1 protein-coding gene (cut by a window edge) is annotated in these 21,300 nt (G+C 73.0%); it reads left to right on the plus strand.

Translation table 11 applies throughout. The features are described 5' to 3' along the window. Window positions 1-21,293, plus strand: partial view of a non-ribosomal peptide synthase/polyketide synthase gene (locus tag ABZ552_RS08255; RefSeq protein WP_357436169.1) — the 3' portion only. The gene continues 3,979 nt to the left of window position 1, outside the view; the window shows 21,293 of its 25,272 coding nt (coding positions 3,980-25,272); its start codon lies beyond the left edge, outside the window; its stop codon occupies window positions 21,291-21,293. Window positions 21,294-21,300 lie beyond the last annotated feature (7 nt).

The following is a 21,300-nucleotide window of genomic DNA, read 5'->3' on the forward strand; positions in this document are numbered from 1 at the left end:
TGGCGGTGAGCCACCAGGCCATCGCCAACCAGCTGGCCTGGATGCACGCGGAGTACCGTCCGCGCACCGGCGACATCTACTTGCAGAAGACCGCGAGCACCTTCGACGTCTCGCTGTGGGGCTACTTCCTGCCGCTGCGGGCGGGCGCCACCCTGGTGCTGGCGGCGCCCGACGGGCACCGCGATCCGCGCTACCTCGCCGAAACCATCGCCCGCGAGGGCGTGACGCTCACCGACTTCGTGCCGTCGATGCTCGCGGCGTTCGCCGCGCACGCGCAGCCGGGCGAACTCGACTCGCTACGCGCGGTCTTCGTCATCGGCGAGGCGCTGCCGCCGGAAACGGTCGCCGCGTTCCGGCGGGTGGGCGACGCGGGCCTGCACAACCTCTACGGCCCGACGGAGGCGGCCGTATCCATCACCAACCGCGCGGTCACCGAGGTGGACGCACCGTACGTGCCGATCGGCGAGCCGGAGTGGAATTCGCGGGTCTACGTGCTGGACGGCCGGTTGCGGCCCGCGCCGATCGGCGTGCCGGGAGAACTGTATCTGGCGGGCGCGCAGCTGGCGCGCGGCTATCACGGCCGCGTCGACCTGACCGCCGACCGATTCGTCGCCAACCCGTTCGGCGCGCCGGGCACCCGCATGTACCGCACCGGCGATCTGGTGCGCTGGAGCCGCGACGGCGAACTGGTCTACCTGGGCCGCACCGATTTCCAGGTGAAGTTCCGCGGTCAGCGCATCGAGCTCGCCGAGATCGAGGCGGCGCTGCTGACGGCGCCCGAGGTGCGCCAGGCCGCGGCGCGGCTGGTCTCCGGACCGGCGGGTGAGTTCCTGGCGGGCTACGTGATCGCCGCGCCCGGCTCGACTGTCGATCCCGACGCGGTGCGAACATCCGTGGCGCGGCGCCTGCCCGCCTACATGGTGCCCACTGCGGTGGTCGCGCTGTCCGAATTCCCCCGCAACACCAGCGGCAAGCTGGACCGCACGGCCCTGCCGGTCCCCGAACTCACGGCCGAGCGCTTCCGTCCGCCCGTGCGCGCCGCGCAACGGCTGGTCGCCGCGGTCTTCGCGGAGGTGCTGCGGACCGAGCGGGTCGGGCTGGACGACGACTTCTTCGCCCTCGGCGGCAGCTCTCTCGACGCCACCCAGGTCATCGCCCGCACGGGCGAGGCCGCGGGAGTACGGGTCCCGGTGCGCGCGCTGTTCGACGCGCCCACGGTGGAGGGCTTCGCCGCCGCCGTCGAGGAGCTCGGCGCGGCCGGGGCCGAGCGGCTCCCGCTGGTCCGCCGGGAGCGGCCCGCGCGGGTGCCCCTCTCGCCCGCGCAACAGCGGCTGTGGTTCCTCAACCGCGTCGAGACCCAGGACGGCGCCGACAGCGTCTACAACCTGCCGATCGTGCTGCGGCTGACCGGCCGCCTCGACGTGACCGCCCTGGAGCGCGCCGTACTCGATGTGCTGGCCCGGCACGAGACACTGCGCACCACCTATCCCGAAACCGAGAGCGGCCCCTGCCAATCCGTGCTCGCCGCCGCCGACATCGGGCTGAGCCTGCATCCGGTACCGATCGACCGACGCGCGGTGCGGGACGCCGTGGCCGGAATCGTCCGCGCCGGGTTCGACGTGACCGACGAGCTGCCGTGCCGGGTCGCGCTGCTGGCGGTCGACCGGGTGGACGAGGCGCGCGGCGTCACCGGCGACGAATACGTGCTGGTGTTCGTCGTGCACCACATCGCCGCCGACGCTCTGTCGATGGCGCCGCTGGTCACCGATCTGGTCCGCGCCTACCTCGCCCACCTGACCGGCCTGCGGCCGGACTGGGAACCGCTGCCGGTGCAATACGCCGACTACAGCCTGTGGCACCGGGACCTGCTCGGCGCGGAGGACCTCCCAGGCGACCTCGCCTACCAGCAACTGCGTTTCTGGCGCGCCGTGCTGGACGGCGCGCCCGCGCAACTGCCGCTCCCGGCCGATCGGCCGCGCCCCGCCGTCGCGTCGCACGAAGGAGCGGCCGTCGACTTCGTGATCGAGCCCGAGGTGGCGGCCGGCCTGCGCGCGCTCGCCCGGCGCAACGGCGCGACGCTGTTCATGACGCTGCACGCGGCCTTCGCCGCCACCTTGGCCAGGATGAGCGGCAGCGCCGACATCGTGATCGGCTCGCCGGTCGGCGGACGCGGCGAACGGGCGCTCGACGCCCTCGTCGGCATGTTCGTCAACACGCTCGCGCTGCGCACGCGCGTCGCCGCGGACGCCTCGTTCGCCACGCTGCTGAGCGAGGTGCGCGACGCCGACCTGGCCGCGTTCGCCAACGCCGACCTGCCGTTCGAGCGGCTGGTGGACGCCATGGCGGTGGATCGTTCCGCCGGTGCGCACCCGCTGTTCCAGGTGATGTTCAGTTTCGAGACCACGCCGCCAGCCTTCACCGAGAAGGCCATGGAGGTGCCGTGGCTGTCGGTGCGTCCGGTCGAGATCCCCGATGCCGGTGCGAAATTCGACCTGCACCTGGTGGTGGCGGAGCGGCCGGGATCGGCGGGACTGTCGGCCACCTTGCGCTACGCCACCGATCTGTTCGACCCCGCGACGGCCGAGTCGTATGCCGACCGCTTCCGGCGGATGCTCGTCGCCGCGGCGGTGGATCCCGGGACGCGGATCGGTGACATCGAGCTGCTGTCCGACGCCGAACGCGGGCGAATGCTGCGGGACTGGAACGCCACCGCGCAGCCGGTCCCCGAATCGGACACGCTCGCTTCGTTGTTCGCCGCGCAAGTCGAACGCACGCCGGACGCGCCCGCGGTCACCTTCGAGCCGACGAGACCGGCGCATATGGTGTCCGACGACCCTGCGGCGAGCCACGGCGCGCCCCCGGCTCAACCGTCGTCCGGCGATCCCTCCGCGACGCTGAGCTATGCCGAGTTCGCCGGCCGGGTCAACCGGCTGGCGCGGTGGCTCGTCAGTCGTGGCGTCGGTCCGGAAACGCTGGTGGCGCTGGGCATGCGCCGGTCCGTCGATCTGGTGGTCGGCATGTACGCGGTCGTCGCCGCGGGCGGCGGTTACGTCCCGATCGACCCGGACCATCCGGCCGAGCGCACCGCCCACATCCTCGCCACGGCAGCGCCGGTGTGCGTGCTGACCGCGGGCGCGGACCTGCACTGCGGTCTGCCCGAGACGCGGATCGATCGGCTGGACCTGTCCGGCTACCCGGACACCCCGCTCACCGACGCCGACCGGCGCGCGCCGCTGCGCCCGGCCAACACCGCCTATGTGCTGTTCACCTCCGGCTCCACCGGCGCGCCCAAAGGTGTGGCGATGAGCCACCGCGGCATTGTCAACCGGCTGCGCTGGATGCAGTCCGCACACGTCGCGCTCGGGCCGGGGGATGTCCTGTTGCAGAAGACGCCCGCCACCTTCGACGTGTCGGTGCCGGAGTTCTTCTGGCCGTTGCAGGTCGGCGCGCGCATGGTGCTGGCGCGGCCGGACGGTCATCGGGACCCGGCGTACCTGGCCCGCCTGATCCGCGCCGAGGGCGTCACCGCGGCGCACTTCGTACCGTCCATGCTGGCCGTCTTTCTCGCGGGCGAGTACGACGTGCCCTCGCTGCGGGAAGTCTTCTGCTCCGGTGAGGCGCTGCCCGTCGGCGTCGCCCAGCGGATGCGCGAACTCACCGGTGCGCGCGTGCACAACGGCTACGGGCCCACCGAGGCCGCCGTGGAAGTGACCTTCCATACGGTGTGCGACACCGACTTCGAGACAGTGCCCATGGGCAAGCCGATCTGGAACACCCGGACCTACGTGCTCGACGCGCGGCTGCGGCCGGTGCCGGAGGGTGTGCCTGGCGAGTTGTATCTCGCGGGCGCGCAACTGGCGCGCGGCTATCTGGGCCGCCCCGACCTCACCGGAGACCGGTTCGTCGCCGACCCGTTCGGCCCGCCCGGCGAACGGATGTACCGCACCGGCGACCTGGTGCGGTGGACCCGCACGGGCGAGCTGGAATTCCTGGGCCGCACCGACTTCCAGGTCAAACTCCGCGGGTTGCGCATCGAACTCGGCGAGATCGAGTCGGTGCTGCTCGCGACGCCCGCGGTCACCCAGGCCGCCGTCGTGGTCCGCGACGATCGCGGCGCGGGGGAGCACCTGGTCGCCTACCTGGTGGCTGACGCGCCGGTGGAGATCGCGGCGGTACGCGACGCGGTGGCCGAGCGGCTGCCCGGCTACATGGTGCCGCAGGCGTTCGTGGTGCTGGACCGGTTCCCGGTGAACGCGTCCGGGAAGCTGGACCGATCGGCGCTGCCCGCGCCCGCGATCGCTCCGGCGGTGTTCGAGGCTCCCCGAGGGGAGGCGGAGAAGCTGGTCGCCGAGACGTTCACGGCCTTGCTCGCGGTGACCGAGGTCGGCGCCGAGGACGACTTCTTCGCCCTCGGCGGCAACTCGCTCAGCGCCACCCAGCTCGCCGCGCGGCTGGGTAAAGCCACCGGCGCCGAGGTGGCGGTGCGCACGATCTTCGACGCGCCTACGGTGCGCGCACTGGCGCTGCGGCTCACCGTCGACGGCCCGGCCGAGACCGGACCCGTCGCGTTGCCGCCGCTCACGCCGCAGGAGCGCGGCGAGCCGATCCCGCTGTCGATCGCCCAGCAGCGCATGTGGTTCCTGAACCGGTTCGACACCACCAGCGGCGCGTACAACATCCCGTTCGCGCTGCGCCTCACCGGCGCGCTGAACGTGCCCGCCCTGGAGGCGGCGATCGCCGACGTGATCGCCCGGCACGAAACGCTGCGCACGATCTATCCCGAGCACGACGGCGAAGCCACCCAGCTGGTGCTGCCCGCCGGGACGAAACTGGTCGAGCTCGTGGCACGGCCGGTGCCCGCGACCCAAGTGCCCGAACTGGTCGCCGCCGCGGCGCGCGCCGGCTTCGATGTGACCGCCGAGGTGCCGCTGCGCGTCCGCTTGCTGCGCGTCGAGGACGACGACCGGCCGGGCGGGCCGCAGGAACACATCCTGTTGTTCGTCGTGCACCACATCGCCGCCGACGGCTGGTCCTTCGCACCGCTGACCCGGGATCTGGCCAACGCGTACGTCGCGCGGTGCGCGGGCATGGCGCCCGCGCCGGGGTCGCTGCCGGTGCAGTACGCCGACTTCGCCATCTGGCAGCGCGCCGCGCTCGGCTCCGCCGATGACCCGGCCTCGGTGCTGTCGCGTCAGCTGGCCTACTGGACCGATCGGCTGGCCGGGCTGCCCGAGGTGCTGACGCTCCCGTCCGACCGGCCCCGCCCCGCGGTCGCCACCCACCGCGGCGCCGCGCTGACCGGCCGGTTGGACGCCGACCTGCACGAGCAGATCCGGGACCTCGCCGCCGCGCACCGGGCGACGCCGTTCATGGTGCTGCACACCGCACTCGCCGTGCTCCTGAGCCGCTACGGCGCGGGCCGGGACGTGGTGCTCGGCGCGCCGGTCGCCGGGCGCGGCGAGGAAGCGCTCGACGAATTGGTCGGCATGTTCGTCAACACGTTGGTGCTGCGCACCGAGGTTCGCCCGGACGCGACCCTGGCCGAGCTGCTGGCGTCCGTGCGCGCCGCGGACCTGGCCGCCTTCGATCACGCCGCGGTGCCGTTCGAGCAATTGGTCGAGGTGCTGAACCCGGTCCGCTCGCAGGCGCACGCCCCGCTGTACCAGGTCGCGCTGACCCTGCAGAATCAGGCCGCACCGGAATTCCGGCTGCATCGGCTGGCCATCGCCGCGCTCGAGGTCGGCGCGGCGCCGATCCAGCTCGACCTGGACTGGACGCTGACCGACCGCTACACCGCCGACGGCGCGCCGGACGGCATCGACGTGCACCTGCACTACGCCCTCGATCTGTTCGACGAGCCGACCGTGGCCGGGTTCCTCGCCGCCTTCGAACGCGTGCTGCGCGCCATGGTGCGCGACGCCCGCACCCAGGTGGGCACGGTCGAGCTGATGTCGGTGACCGAACGCGGCCTGCTGCTGTCGGACCGCAACGCCACCGCGCACGCGTTGCCCGGCGAGACGCTGGACGACCTGCTCACCGTCCGCGTCGCGGAAAGCCCGGACCGCGTCGGCGTGCGCTACGAGGACACGGCGGTGACCTACGCCGAGTTCGCTTCGCGGGTGAACCGGCTGGCGCGCAGGCTGATCGACGCGGGTGCGGGCCCGGAGGACATCGTCGGACTGGCCGCGGCACGCTCGATCGACATGCTCGTGGCGATGTACGCGATCGTGCGTGCGGGCGCGGCGTATCTGCCGATCGATCCGGCGCACCCGGCCGAACGCCTGGCCCAGGTCGTCGCCTATGCCGCGCCACGGCTGGTGCTGACCGTGGGCGGCGCGACACCGCCCGTCCCGCCGGAGGTACCGGTGCTCGACCTCGCCGAGCTGGATCTCGACGGCATCGCCGACGGACCGGTCACCGATGCCGAGCGCCGCGCCGCGCTGCGGCCGGACAACACCGCCTACGTGCTGTTCACCTCCGGCTCCACCGGACGGCCGAAGGGCGTGGCCGTCAGCCACCGCGCGATCATGAACCAGTTGCGCTGGCTGGAGTTCCGCTACGAGGTCACCGCGTCCGACCGCATCCTGCAACGCGCGCCGCTGACCTTCGACGTGTCGGTGTGGGAGTGTTTCCTGCCGATCGCCGTCGGCGCGCCGCTGGTGATCGCCCGTCCCGGCGGTCATCTGGACCTGGCCTACTTCGCGGATCTGCTGCGCGAGCACCGGATCACCATCGCCGAGTACGTGCCCTCGGTGCTGGCCGCGCTGATCGGCGAGGGCATGGGCGACGCGCTGCGCTCGTTCCGGCACCTGCACTGCGGCGGCGAGGCGCTCACGCCCGATCTGCTCGCCGCGCTACGCGGCAGCTTCGACGGGGCGGTGCACAACGCCTACGGCCCGACCGAGGCGGCGATCTCGGCGATCTATCACGAATTCACCGACGCCGACGCGGAATCCGGGCGGGACGTGGCCATCGGCCGCCCGTGCTGGAACACCAGGGCCTATGTGCTGGACGCCCGGCTGCGCCCGGTGCCGATCGGCGTCACGGGGGAGCTGTATCTCGCGGGTGATCAGCTGGCGCGCGGCTATCACGCCCGGCCCGGGCTGACCGCCGAGCGGTTCGTCGCCGACCCGTTCGGTGTGCCCGGCCGTTCCATGTACCGGACCGGCGACCTGGTGCGCTGGAACCGCGACGGCGATCTGGTGTATCTGGGCCGCAACGATTTCCAGGTCAAACTGCGTGGCCAGCGGATCGAGCTGGGCGAGATCGAGGCCGTGCTCGCCGCCGCGACCGGCGTGACCAACGCCGCCGTGCTCGTGGCCCGCGACCACGCGGGAGGAGAATGCCTGGTCGGGTACGTCACCGGGGCGGGCCTGACGCCTGCGGCAGTGCTCGACGCGGCGCGTGCCCAGCTGCCCGCCTACATGGTGCCCGCCCACGTCGTCGTGCTCGACGAGATGCCGCTGACCACCGTGGGCAAGCTCGACCGCGCGGCGCTGCCCGCCGTCGCGCTCACCGGCGCGGCCGCGGAGTACCGCGCGCCGCGGGAAGGGACCGAGGCGGTGCTCGCCACGCTGGTCGCCGACCTGACCGGCGCGGCGCGGATCGGCGCGGACGACGACTTCTTCGCCCGCGGCGGCAATTCGCTGCTGGCCATGCGGCTGGTCGCCCGGGTCGATGCCGCCTTCGGCTGCGCGCTGACCGTGCGTGAGGTGTTCGAGGCGCCGACCGTGGCCGGGCTCGCCCTGCGCGTCGCGGGGGCGCAACCGTCCGACGCCGCGCGGCCCGCGCTCGCCCCGGCGCCGCGTCCGGCGCGAATCCCGTTGTCGCTGGCGCAGACCCGGATGTGGCTGCTGCACCGGCTCGATCCGGACTCGGCGGTGTACCACATCCCGATCACCATCCGCCTCGCCGGCGCACTGGACGCGGCGGCGTTGCGGGCGGCCGTGCGCGACGTGATCGATCGGCACGAATCGCTGCGCACCGTCTTCCCGGCGGATGCCGAAGGCCCCACCCAGGTGGTGCTGGCCGAGACCGATGTGCTCGAGCTGCCCCTGCCTCCCATCGAGGTGTCCGAGCCGGAGTTGCGCGCCGCCGTGCTGGCGGTCGCCGCCGAGAGTTTCGACCTGCGCACTCGCATTCCGGTGCGGGCGAGCCTGTTCCGCGTCGCGCCGGAGGACCACGTGCTCGCCGTGGTGGTCCACCACATCGCCGCCGACGGCGTCTCCACCGCGCCGCTGGCCCGCGACCTGATGACGGCCTACACCGCGCGCGCCGCCGGGCAGGCGCCGTCGTGGCGGCCGCTGCCCGTGCAATACGCGGACTTCACCCTCTGGCAGCGCGCGACGCTGGGCTCCGCGGACGATCCGGACTCGTCGCTGTCGCGCCAGATCGCCTACTGGCGGGCCGAACTCGACGGACTCGCGCCGGTGCTGGAGCTGCCCGCCGACCGTCCCCGCCCCGCGGTGGCCTCCGGACGCGGAGCGACCGTCGAGTTCGCGGTTCCCGCCGACCTCACCGGCGCCATCGCGGATCTCGCTCGGCGGCGCGGCGTCTCGACGTTCATGGTGTTGCACGCCGCCTACGCCGCGCTGCTGGCCCGGCTCACCGGAGTGGACGATGTCGCCATCGGCACCCCGGTGGCTGGCCGCGGCGAGCAAGCGCTGGACGACGTGGTCGGCATGTTCGTCAACACCCTCGTGCTGCGCACGCCGATCGCGCCCGAAGCGTCCTTCGCCGAACTGCTCGACCGCGTGCGCGAGGTCGACGTGCGCGCCTTCTCCCACGCCGACCTGCCGTTCGAGCGTTTGGTCGAGGAGCTGAATCCCGTCCGCTCGCAGGCGCATTCGCCGATCGTGCAGACGCTGCTCACCTTCGAGCAGCACGACGACACGGTGCTGAGCCTCCCCGGCCTCACCGTGTCGGCCTACCCGCTGGACAACCGCGTCGCCCAGTTCGACCTGGCCGTGGAGCTGACCGAGTATCGCGCGGAGTCCGATTACGCGCTGCGCGGCGTGCTGCGCTACGCCACCGACCTGTTCGACCGGGCCACCGTCGAGACGTTCGGCGCTCGGTTCGTGCGCGTGCTGCGGGCCGTGGTGGCCGATCCGTCGGCGCGGGTCGGCGACCTCGAGCTCCTGGACGACGCGGAGCGAGCGCTGGTGCTCGACCGGTGGAACGACACCGCCGTCCCCATCGACCCGGCGGCCACGCTGATCTCGCTGTTCGAGGCGCAGGTGGCCAGGACCCCGGACGCGCCCGCGATCACCGTCGAGGGACGCACTTTGTCCTATGCCGAGTTCGCCGGGCGGGCGCGGCGGCTGGCACGCTGGCTGTGCGGGCAGGGCGTCGGCCCGGACGCGCCGGTCGCGCTCGGCATGCGGCGGTCGCTGGACCTGGTGGTCGGCATCTACGCGATCACCCTCGCGGGTGGCGCGTACGTCCCACTCGACCCCGACCATCCGGCCGAGCGGCTGGAGTACGTCTTGTCGACGGCCCGGCCGGTGTGCGTGCTCACCTCGGGTGCGGATCTGGACGCGGGCGCGGCGCGGCAGGTCCGCGTCGACCGGCTCGACCTGGCCGGCTACGCCGCCACTCCGCTGACTGCCCTGGACCGGCTCGGTTCGCCCGCCCCCGGCCACACCGCGTATGTGATCTTCACCTCGGGATCGACCGGCCGTCCGAAGGGAGTCGCCGTCACCCACGCGGCGATTGTGAATCGGCTCACCTGGATGCAGTCGGCGTATCCGCTGGCCACGGACGACGTGGTGCTGCAGAAGACCCCGGCCACGTTCGACGTTTCCGTCTGGGAGTTTTTCTGGCCGTTGGCATTCGGCGCGCGCCTGGTGGTCGCACGTCCAGATGGACATCGCGACCCGCGCTACCTGGCCCGGCTGATCGCGGGGCAACGCGTCACGACGGTGCACTTCGTGCCCGCCATGCTGGGCGTTTTCTTGGCCGAGGCGCACCGAGGCGAGTGCATTACGCTGCGCAACGTCTTCGCATCGGGCGAGGCATTGCCCGCGGTTACCGCGCAGCGGGCGCGAGAGGTGATCGGAGCGCGGGTGCACAACCTGTACGGCCCTACCGAGGCCGCCGTCGACGTCACCTATCACGAGGTGACCGAGGCGGACCTGGTGTCCGTGCCGATCGGAAGGCCGGTGGCCAACACCCGCCTGCTGGTGCTGGACGCGCGGATGCGGCCGGTGCCCGTCGGAGTGCCGGGCGAGCTGTACCTGGCCGGCGCGCAGCTGGCCCAGGGGTATGTCGCGCGCCCGGAGCTGACCGCGGACCGGTTCGTCGCCAGCCCGTTCGGGCCCGCCGGGGCGCGCATGTACCGCACGGGCGACCTCGTGGCCTGGCGGCCCGATGGTGAGTTGCGGTATCTGGGTCGCACGGACTTCCAGGTGAAGCTGCGCGGTCTGCGCATCGAGCCCGCCGAGATCGAGTCGGCGCTGCTGGCGCTGGACGCGGTCGCGCAGGCGGTGGTGCTGGTCCGCTCGGACGAGCGGTTGGGCGATCAGCTCGTCGCCTACCTGATCCCGGCGAGCCGCCACGACATCGCCCTCGAGGACGTGCGCGCCGCGCTGAGCGCCGAATTGCCCGCCTATATGGTGCCGACCGCGTTCGTCCCGCTCGAGCGGTTCCCGGTCAACGCCTCGGGGAAACTGGATCGCGCCGCGCTGCCCGCGCCGGAATTCGCGGCCGTCGGCTACCGGGCTCCCGCCACCCGCACCGAGGCGAGGGTCGCGCGGATCGTCGCGGCGCTGCTCGGCGTCGAGCGCGTCGGGGCGGACGACGACTTCTTCGCCCTCGGCGGCAACTCGCTGCTCGCGACCCAGGTCGCGGCCCGGCTCGGCGCCGAACTGGACGCCGAGATCCCGGTGCGGCTGCTGTTCGAGGCGCCGACCGTGACCGCGCTGGCCGCCCGGGCCGAGCGGCTCGCGGGCACCGGCGGCAAACCCGCGCTCGCGCCGCGGCCGCGCCCGGAGCGCATCCCGCTCTCGCCCGCCCAGCAGCGCATGTGGTTCCTGCACCGCTTCGATCCCACCGCGACCGTGCACAACATCGCGGTCGTGGTCCGCCTCACCGGCTACTTGGACCCGGACACCCTCGCCGTCGCCATCGGCGATGTAGTCGGCAGGCACGAGACCCTGCGCACCGTGTACCCCGACCACGAGGGCATCGGCTACCAGCACGTGCTCGACATCGGGCTGATTCCGGAGGTCGAGGTGCTGGAACCCGCGGGCGCGCTGCGGGAATTCGTCGCGGCCCCGTTCGACCTGACCGCAGAGGTGCCGCTGCGCATCGGCCTGGTGACCCGGTCCGATCGCGATCACCTGCTGGCCTTGGTGGTGCACCACATCGCGGCCGACGGCTTCTCCATGGGTCCGCTGGCCCGCGACCTCGCCGCCGCCTACGCGGCCCGCGCGACACGCACCGCCCCGGTCTGGACCGAGCTCGACGTGCAGTACGCCGACTACACGCTCTGGCAGCGCGAGGTGCTCGGCGCCGAGGACGACCCGGAGTCGGTCGCCGCGCGCCAGCTGGCGTACTGGCGGGAGACGCTGCGCGCGCTGCCCGCCCAGCTCGACCTGCCCACCGACCGGCCGCGCCCCGCGATCGCCTCGCACGCCGCGGCGAGCACCACCATGACGCTGCCGGAAGGGATCGGCGACGGCATCGCCGCCGTGGCCGCGCGTTACGAGGCCACACCGTTCATGGTGGTGCACGCCGCGCTGGCCACCCTGCTGGCCAGGCTGTCCGGCACGGCCGACATCGCGATCGGCGCGCCCGTCGCGGGCCGCGGCGACGCGGCGCTGGACGACCTGGTCGGCATGTTCGTCAACACCCTGGTGCTGCGTGCGCGGGTCCCCGGTTCGGACACCTTCGCCGCCGTGCTGCGCCGGGTGCGCGAGCACGACCTGGACGCCTTCGCCCACGCCGACGTGCCGTTCGAGCGCCTCGTCGAGGCGCTGGACCCGCCGCGCTCCCAGGCCCGCCACCCGCTGTTCCAGATCGCGCTGTTCCTCCAGAATCTCGCGCCGGTCACCCTGGACATGGCCGGTGTCACCGTGGCGGAGCACGAGCTCGACTACGAGACCACGCCGTTCGACCTGCAGCTCACCGTCACCGGCGACGGGCTGCGCTGGACCTACGCCACCGACCTGTTCGACGCCGCCACCGTCGAAACTTTCGGCGACCGCTTCGCCCGCCTGCTCGCCGCGGTCACCGCCGATCCGGAACAGGTGGTCGGCGACATCGATCTGTTCGGTGCGGGTGAACTGCATCGCGTGGTCACCGAGTGGAACGATTCCGCGCACACCGCACTGGCCGACGAACTGCTGCTGGACGAATTCGAGGCGCAGGCCGCCGCGACGCCCGACGAGCCGGCGCTGGTGTTCGTGCCCGACGACGCGACGCCCCCGGTCACCGTGACCTACGGCGATCTGGACCGGCGCGCCAACCGGCTGGCCCGCCACCTGATCGCGGCGGGCGTGGGTCCGGAAGCACTGGTGGCGCTGGCGATCCGGCGCTCGCCGGAGCTGGTGATCGCGATGTACGCGGTGCTGAAGGCGGGCGGCGCGTACGTGCCGATCGACCCGGACCACCCCGCACAGCGTATCGCGCACATCCTCGGCACCGCGCGGCCCGTGGCTGTGCTCACCACCTCCGCCGATCGGATCGGCACGGGCGATTCCGTGCCCGCCGTCCTGGTGGACGCCGTCGCGCTGGACGCCTACTCCGACGACCCGATCGCGGTCGACGAGCGTCGCGCGCCGATCCACCCGGGCAGCCCGGCCTACGTGATCTTCACCAGCGGATCCACCGGAAAACCCAAGGGCGTCAGCGTGTCGCACGCCGCGATCGTCAACCAGATGACCTGGATGCAGTCGCGCTACGGCCTCGCCGCCGAGGACGTGTACCTGCAGAAGACCGCCACCACGTTCGACGTGTCGCTGTGGGGCTACTTCCTGCCGCTGCGCGTCGGCGCCACGCTCGTGCTGGCCGCGCCGGATGGGCACCGCGATCCGGGCTACCTCAGCCAGGTGATCGCCGAACGGCGGGTCACGGTCACCGATTTCGTGCCGTCGATGTTGAGGGTCTTCGCCGGGGACGTCGCGGCCGCGGGGCGCGGCGCGGCGCTCGACTCGCTGCACACGGTGTTCGTCATCGGGGAGGCGCTGCCTCCGGAGACCGTGCGGGCATTCGGCGCGGTGAGCGCCGCACGGGTGCACAACCTGTACGGACCTACCGAAGCGGCGGTGAGCATCACCCACCGCGATGTCACCGGCGAGCGCGACCGCGCCGTCCTGCCGATCGGCAACCCGGCCTGGAACAGCCGGGTCTACGTGCTGGATTCGCGGTTGCGCCCGACCCTGCCGGGCGTCGCGGGCGAACTGTATCTCGCGGGTGCGCAGCTCGCGCGCGGCTACCACGGCAGGCCCGACCGCACCGCGGATCGCTTCGTGGCCAACCCGTTCGGCGCGCCGGGGCAGCGGATGTACCGCACGGGCGACCTGGTGCGCTGGGACACCGGCGGCGGCGCGGCCGAGCTGGTCTACCTGGGCCGCACCGACTTCCAGGTCAAGTTCCGCGGCCAGCGCGTCGAACTCGGCGAGATCGAGGCCGCGCTCGCGGCCGCGCCCGGGGTGGCCCAGGCGGCGGCCCAGGTGGTCACCACCGTCACCGGCGACGACCACCTGGTCGGCTACGTCACCGCGGAGCCTGGCGCGGTGCTCTCGGACACCGAGGTGCTGCGCGCCGCCGCGGCCGCGCTGCCGTCGTACATGCTTCCTTCGGCGCTGGTCACACTGGACGTCTTCCCGCTCAACGTCTCCGGAAAGCTGGACCGCGAAGCGTTGCCGGAACCGGTTTTCGACCGCGTCGCCTACCGCGCACCGGTCACGCCCGCCGAACGTCTGGTGGCCGACGCCGTCGCTGCGGTGCTGGGCGCCGCGCCGATCGGCCTCGACGACCACTTCTTCGCGCTGGGCGGCGACTCGCTCAGCGCCACCCGGGTACTGGCCCGGATCGGCGAGCGGCTCGGCCGCCGGGTGCCGGTGCGGCTGCTGTTCGAGGCGCCGACGGTGCGGGGCCTCGCCGAGCTGCTCGCCGCGGACGCCGCCGCGACCGAGCAGGCGGTGCCGCTGGTGGCCGGACCACGCCCGGACCGAATTCCGCTCGCGCCGGTCCAGCGGGGCATGTGGTTCCTCAACCGGCTCGATCCGGCGTCGCCCGCCCACAACATCCCGGTCGCCCTACGCGTCGAGGGCAGGCTGGACGCCGACGCCTTGGCCGCCGCGTTCGCCGATGTCGTCGCGCGGCACGAGAGCTTGCGCACGGTGTATCCGGCCGACGAGACCGGCGCGGGCCACCAGGTGATCCTGCCCGCGGACCGTGCCGTGGCCCTGACGGTCGAAGCGCTCGACGGCCGCGCCGCCGACGACCGGATCGCCGAACTCCTCGGCGCCGGTTTCGATGTCACCGCGGAGGTCCCCGTGCGCGCGGCGCTGCTGCGCGAGCACGCCACCAGCCACGTGCTGGTCGTGGTCGTGCACCACATCGCGGCCGACGGGTACTCGATGGGCCCGCTGCTGCGCGACCTGCTGACGGCCTACCTCTCCCGCGTCCTAGGCACGGAGCCGGTGTGGCCTGCCCTCGCCGCCCAGTACGCCGACTACGCCCTCTGGCAAGACGCCGAGCTGGAGACGACTGCCGCGCAACAGCTCTCGTACTGGTCCGAGACGCTGCGCGAACTGCCCGGCGAACTCGAGCTGCCTACCGACCGCCTGCGTCCCGCCGTCGCGAGCGAGCGCGGCGCGCACGTGCGGGCCAGGATCGGCGGCGAGGTAGCGGCGCGGATCCGGGCGGTGGCGCTGCGGCACGACGTGACGCCGTTCATGGTGGTGCACGCCGCCCTCGCGGTCCTGCTGGCCCGGCTGTCGGGCTCCGATGACATCCCGATCGGCACGCCGGTGGCCGGACGCGGCGCGGCCGCCCTGGACGACCTGGTGGGCATGTTCGTCAACACCGTGGTACTGCGCACCCGCCCGGATCAGGACGGTTCCTTCGCCGACCTGCTCGCGCAGACCAAGGCTGTCGATCTCGCGGCGTTCGGGCATTCCAGCGTGCCGTTCGACCGGGTGGTCGACGAAGTCGGCGTCCCGCGTTCCCAGGCTCGGCATCCGCTGTTCACCGTGGCGCTGAGCTACCTCGACGCCGCCGCCGACGCCTTCGCCGTGCCGGGCCTCGAGCTCACCGCCGTCGAGTTCGACGAGCCGGTGGCCCGATTCGACCTGCAGTTCACCGTGTCCGCCGAGCCGGACGCCGCCGGTCATCTCGCGGTCGAACTGGACTACGCCACGGACCTGTTCGACAGTGCCACCGCACGAGCCCTGCTGCGCCGCTTCGGCATGCTGCTCGGCGCGCTCACCGCGCGACCGGACGCGCCGATCGCCACGGTCGATCTCCTCTCGCCTGCCGAACGCGCCGACCTGCTCGGCCGCCACGGTGACGCTCCGGTGCCGCCGCGCACGCTGACCGAACTGGCCGCCGCCGCGGTCGCGTCCGATCCCGACGCGGTCGCGCTGGTCGCGAGCGAACGGCGGCTGACCTACCGGATGCTGGACGAGCAGTCGTCGCGGCTGGCGCGCATGCTCATCGGGCACGGTCTCGGCGCCGAGGACGTGGTGGCCGTGGCGGTGCCGCGCTCGGTCAGCTCCGTGCTAGCGGTGTGGGCGGTGACCAAGACCGGCGCCGCGTTCGTCCCGGTCGACCCGACCTATCCCGCCGAGCGGATCGCGCACATGCTGACCGATTCCGGTGCGGCGCTGGGCTTGACGATCGCCACATGCCGTGCCGCGCTGCCCGGCGACGTCGACTGGCTGGTGCTGGACGCGCCGTCCACGGCCGCGCGGATGCGACGCAACAGCGGAGCCCCGATCGACGCGGCCGAGCTGATCCGCCCGGTGCGGGTGGAGAACCCGGCCTGGATGATCTACACCTCCGGCTCCACCGGCACACCCAAGGGCGTGGTCGCCACGCACGGTGGTCTGGCCGGCGTGGCGCTGGCGCAGCGGGACCGGTACGAGGTCACCGCCGACGCGCGGATCCTGCACGTGGCCTCGCCCAGCTTCGACGCGTCCATGCTCGAACTGCTGCTGGCCCTGTCCGCCGGAGCGGCGCTGGTGATCGCGCCCCCTGGCGTCTACGGCGGCGCGGAGCTCACCGCCCTCATCCGCGACCAGCGGGTGACGCACGCGTTCCTCACCCCCGCCGTCCTGCCCACGCTCGACCCGGCCGAGTTGAGCTGTCTGCGGCAGCTCACCGTCGGCGGCGAGTCCTATGGACAGGACACGGTGCGGCGCTGGGCGTCCGGCCGGTCGTTCCACAACACCTACGGCCCGACCGAGACCACCGTCATCGCGACCATCAGCGCGGCGCTGCGGCCCGGTGATCCGCTCGACCTGGGCACGCCGATCCACGGCATGTCCGCGGTGGTGCTGGACGGCAGGCTGCGGCCGGTGCCGGTCGGCGTCACCGGCGAACTGTATCTGCGCGGCCCCGGTCTGGCCCGGGGATATCACGCGCGGCCGGGTCTTTCGGCGTCCCGGTTCGTCGCCGACCCCTACGGCCCCGCAGTCGGACGGCTGTACCGGACCGGTGACCTGGTGCGGTGGACGAGATCCGGAGCGCTGCGCTATGTGGGGCGCTCCGACCATCAGGTCAAGGTCCGTGGCCTGCGCATCGAACTCGGCGAGATCGACGCCGTGCTCGCCGCCCACGAGACGGTGCGCACGGCCGTCACCCTCGGTCACACCGACGCCTCGGGCGCGGTGTCGCTGGTCGCCTACGTGGTCGCGGCGCCCGGCCACACGATCGACACCGCAGCCCTACGGGCGCACGCCGCACGCTCCCTTCCCGCGTACATGGTGCCGAGTAGCGTGCTGGTGCTCGATGAGCTGCCGTTGACTCCGGTCGGCAAGCTGGACCGTAATGCCATGCCCCGGCCCGAGCTTCGCGCCGCCCCGTTCCGCGCGCCCCGCACCGAGCTCGAGCGGGCGGTGGCACAGACGATCGGGGACGTGCTCGGACTCGACGGCGACGTCGGCTCGGACGACGACTTCTTCGCGCGCGGTGGCAACTCGCTGACCGCGACCCAGCTGGCCGCGCGGCTCGCCGACCGGCTGTCGATCGCGGTCGGCGTCCGGGCGGTGTTCGAGCATTCGACGGTCGCCGCGCTGGCCCGCGCACTGGGCGAGGCCTCTGGTGCCGCGCCGCGTCCCGCGCTCACCCGGCGTACACCGACAGGTCCCGTTCCGCTCTCGCTCGCGCAGCAGCGCATGTGGTTCCTCAATCGCCTCGATCGGCAGTCCACCGCCTACAACATCCCGCTGGCCGTGCGGCTGACGGGCGAACTGGACGTGACGGCGCTGAACGCGGCGATCGCGGACGTCGTCGCCCGCCACGACGTGCTGCGCACCGTCTATCCGCTGCACGAGTCCGGGCCGGTGCAGGTGGTGTTGCCGGTCGCGGACAGCACCCCCGTGCTCGCGCCCGTCGCCGTCCCGGCCGACGATCTCGGCGCGGCGGTGGCCGACTTCGTCGGCGGCGGTTTCGACGTCTCCGAGACCGTCCCGGTGCGCGCCCGGCTGTTCGCTCCCGTCGACGGCGACGCGGCGGCGCCGGGGATCGAACACGTGCTCGTGGTGGTCGTGCACCACATCGCGGCGGACGGTTCGTCGCTGGCGCCGCTGGCGCGTGACGTCATGGCCGCCTACGCCGCCCGCAAACACGGCATCGCGCCGGACTGGCCGCCGCTTCCGGTGCAGTACACCGATTTCAGCGTGTGGCAGCGGGAGCTGCTGGGCTCCGAGGACGACCCCGCGTCGCTGCTGGCGCGCCAGATCCGGTTCTGGACCGACACGCTGGCCGAGCTGCCCGCGCAGCTGAGCCTGCCCGCCGATCGCCCGCGTCCCGCCGTCGTCGCCACCCGGGGCAGGCATGTCGATTTCGCGATCGCCCCGGACGTGCACGCGCGGCTGGCCGAACTCGGCCGGGCATCCGGAGCGACGCTGTTCATGGTGCTGCACGCGGCGTTCGCGGTGCTGCTCGCCCGCCTGTCGGGGACGTCGGACATCGCGGTGGGCACCCCGGTGGCCGGGCGCGGAGCCGCCGAGCTCGACGAGGTCGTCGGCATGTTCGTCAACACGCTGGTGTTGCGCGCCCAGGTCGATGCGGGCGAGGGTTTCGCCGACCTGCTCGCCCGCGTCCGCGCCGCCGATGTCGCGGCCTTCGCGCACGCCGACGTGCCGTTCGAGCGTCTGGTCGAGGTCCTCAACCCGGAGCGCTCCACTGCCCGCCACCCGCTGTTCCAGGTCGGCTTCTCCTTCCACAACCAGGCCGAAGCCGACTTCTCGCTGGACGGATTGACCGCCACCGCCGCGGATTTCGACTCCGAGGTCGCCCAGTTCGACCTGCACTTGATCGTCACCGACCGCTACGGCGCCGACGGGACTCCCGCGGGCATGGCTGCCTCGATCACCTACGCCACCGCCTTGTTCGACGAGTCCACGGTGGCCGGGTTCGCCACCCGCCTGCAACGGCTGCTGACCGCGGTGTGCGCGGACCCGCGGTCGCCGGTCGGCGATCTGGTCCTGCTGGACCCGGCCGAGACCGAGCGTGTGCTGGTCGCCTGGAACCGATCCGAGCACGCCTTCGCCCCGGACACACTCGTGGCCGCGTTCGAGGCGCAGGTGGACCGGACGCCGCAGGCGATCGCGATCGTCGACGACGCCGCGACGGTCACCTACCAGGAGTTCGGCGCGCGGGTCAACCGCCTGGCCCGGGTGCTCATCGCCCGCGGCATCGGCCCGGAAAAGCTGGCGGCGCTGGCCATTCCGCGCAGCGTCGACCTTCTCGTCGCGATGTACGCGGTGGTGACCGCCGGTGGCGCGTACGTGCCGCTGGATCCGGCGCATCCGCTGGAACGCACCGCGAGCGTGCTCGCCGCCGCCGAACCGCATCTGGTGCTCACCTCGGCGCGGGAGCCGATGCTGCCCGCGGCGGCGTCGGAACACAGTGTGGTGCTGGATATCTCGACCGTCGCCGACACCGTGGCCGACGAACCGGTGCGCGACGACGAGCGGATCGCCGCGCTGTCGCCGGCGAACACCGCGTACGTCATCTTCACTTCCGGGTCCACCGGCGTGCCGAAAGGTGTCGCGGTGCCGCACGCGGCGGTCGCGCACCAGCTGGACTGGATGCAGTCGGAGTACGCGCTCGGCCCGGACGACGCCGCGCTGGTGCTGACCTCGGCCGCCTTCGACCTGTCGGTGTGGGAGTACTGGTGGGCGCCGCGCACCGGAGCCCGGCTGGTGCTCGCGCCGCGCGACGCGCACCGCGATCCGTACGGCCTGCTCGACCTGGTGCGGCGCGCGTCGGTGACGACGCTGGCGCTGGTGCCCTCGCTGCTGGCGATGCTGGCCGAAGCGTCCGGCGAACACCGCCTGCCGCGTTCGCTGCGCCGGTTGCTGGTCATCGGCGAGGCGTTGCCCGCCGCGACGGTGCGGCGCGTCGAGACGCTCACCACGGCCAGGATCGACAACCTGTACGGGCCCACCGAGACCGCGGTGTCGGTCACCCGGTTCCGCACCGCCGCTGGCGCCAGGCAGGCGCTGGCGCCCATCGGCACACCCGAATCCGGCAACCGGGTCTACGTGCTCGACGACCGGCTGCACCCCGTGCCCGCCGGGGTGACCGGTGAGCTGTACATCGGCGGCGCGCAACTCGCCCGCGGCTACCACGGCCGGGCCGACCTCACCGCCGAGCGCTTCGTGGCCGACCCGTTCGGCCCCGCGGGGGCCCGCCTGTACCGCACCGGCGACATGGTGCGCTGGGCCGCCGAAGGTCACTTGGAATACGTCGAGCGGCGCGACTTCCAGGTGAAGATCCGCGGTTACCGCATCGAACTCGCCGAGATCGAGCACGCCTTGCGCTCGCGGCCGGAGGTCGGCGACGCGGTCGTCCTCGCCTATGACACCGACGGCGCGAACGCCGTGCTGGCCGGGTACTTCACCGCCACCGAGCCGGTCGACCCGGGAGCGTTGCGCGCCGCGCTGGCCGACGTGCTGCCGAGCTACATGGTGCCCGCGGTGCTGCGGCAATTGGAGACGGTGCCGCTCACCGCGAACGGCAAGGTCGATCGCGCGGCGCTGCCGCGGCCGGAGCCGCGCGCCCGGGAATTCCGCGCCCCCGGCACCGACTTGGAACGTTCCGTGTGCGCGGACTTCGCCGCAGTGCTCGCCGCCGAGCGGGTCGGCCTGGACGACAACTTCTTCGAACGCGGCGGCAACTCGCTGCTGGCCACCCGCTTGGCCGCCCGCCTGAGCGCGGCGCTCGGCGAGCAGATCCCGGTGCTGTGGCTGTTCGCCGCGCCGACGCCCGCCCGTCTGATCGACCGGCTCGAGCAGCACCGTTCCGGTCGCGGCCGGGTCGACGCGGCCGCCGCGTTCGACGTCGTCCTACCGCTGCGCACCGGTGGCGCGAGGGAGCCGCTGTTCTGCCTCCATCCGGCCGGGGGCGTCGCATGGTCGTTCGCGGGACTCGCGGCGCATCTGGATCCGGAGCGGGACGTGTACGGCATCCAGTCGCCGGTGCTGAACTCCACGGCGGCGCCGCCGGAATCCATCGACGACTGGGCGAGCCGCTACGTGCGCGAGATCCGCGCCGTGCAGCCCGAGGGCCCGTATCACCTGCTCGGCTGGTCGCTCGGCGGCGTACTCGCGCACGCGGTCGCGGTGCAACTGCAGGAACAGGGCCAGCGGGTCGCGGTCCTGGCCATGATGGACAGCTCGCGGCGGGTCGCCGCGGACGTCACCGCGACGCTCCCGGTCGCCGATCTGCTCGGCGGGTTGCTCGGTGAAGCGGCCGACGCCGACGACGCCGGACTGGACCTGCCCGGACTCGCGCGCCGGATCGCGGAGTTGCCCGAACCGTTCGCCTCCTTCGGCGCCGACCGCCTCGAGCGCGCGCTCGGCGCGGGCGCCGGGTCGCTGGAGCTGATCCGGCGCTACCGCCCCCGCCCGTACAAGGGCAATCTCGTGTACTTCACCGCCGCGCTGGACGATCCGACCGGCGCCACGGGTGCCGCGAGTTGGGCGGACGCCGTGGACGGCACCGTGCACAACCACGCGGTGCACGCCACGCACTGGCGGATGACCTCCGAATCCGCGCTGGCACGAATCGGCCATGTCCTCACCGCGGCACTGGCCGACACCGACCGCCCCTAGATCCCCC

Source organism: Nocardia sp. NPDC019219 (assembly GCF_040632645.1).
Taxonomy (GTDB): domain Bacteria; phylum Actinomycetota; class Actinomycetes; order Mycobacteriales; family Mycobacteriaceae; genus Nocardia; species Nocardia sputorum.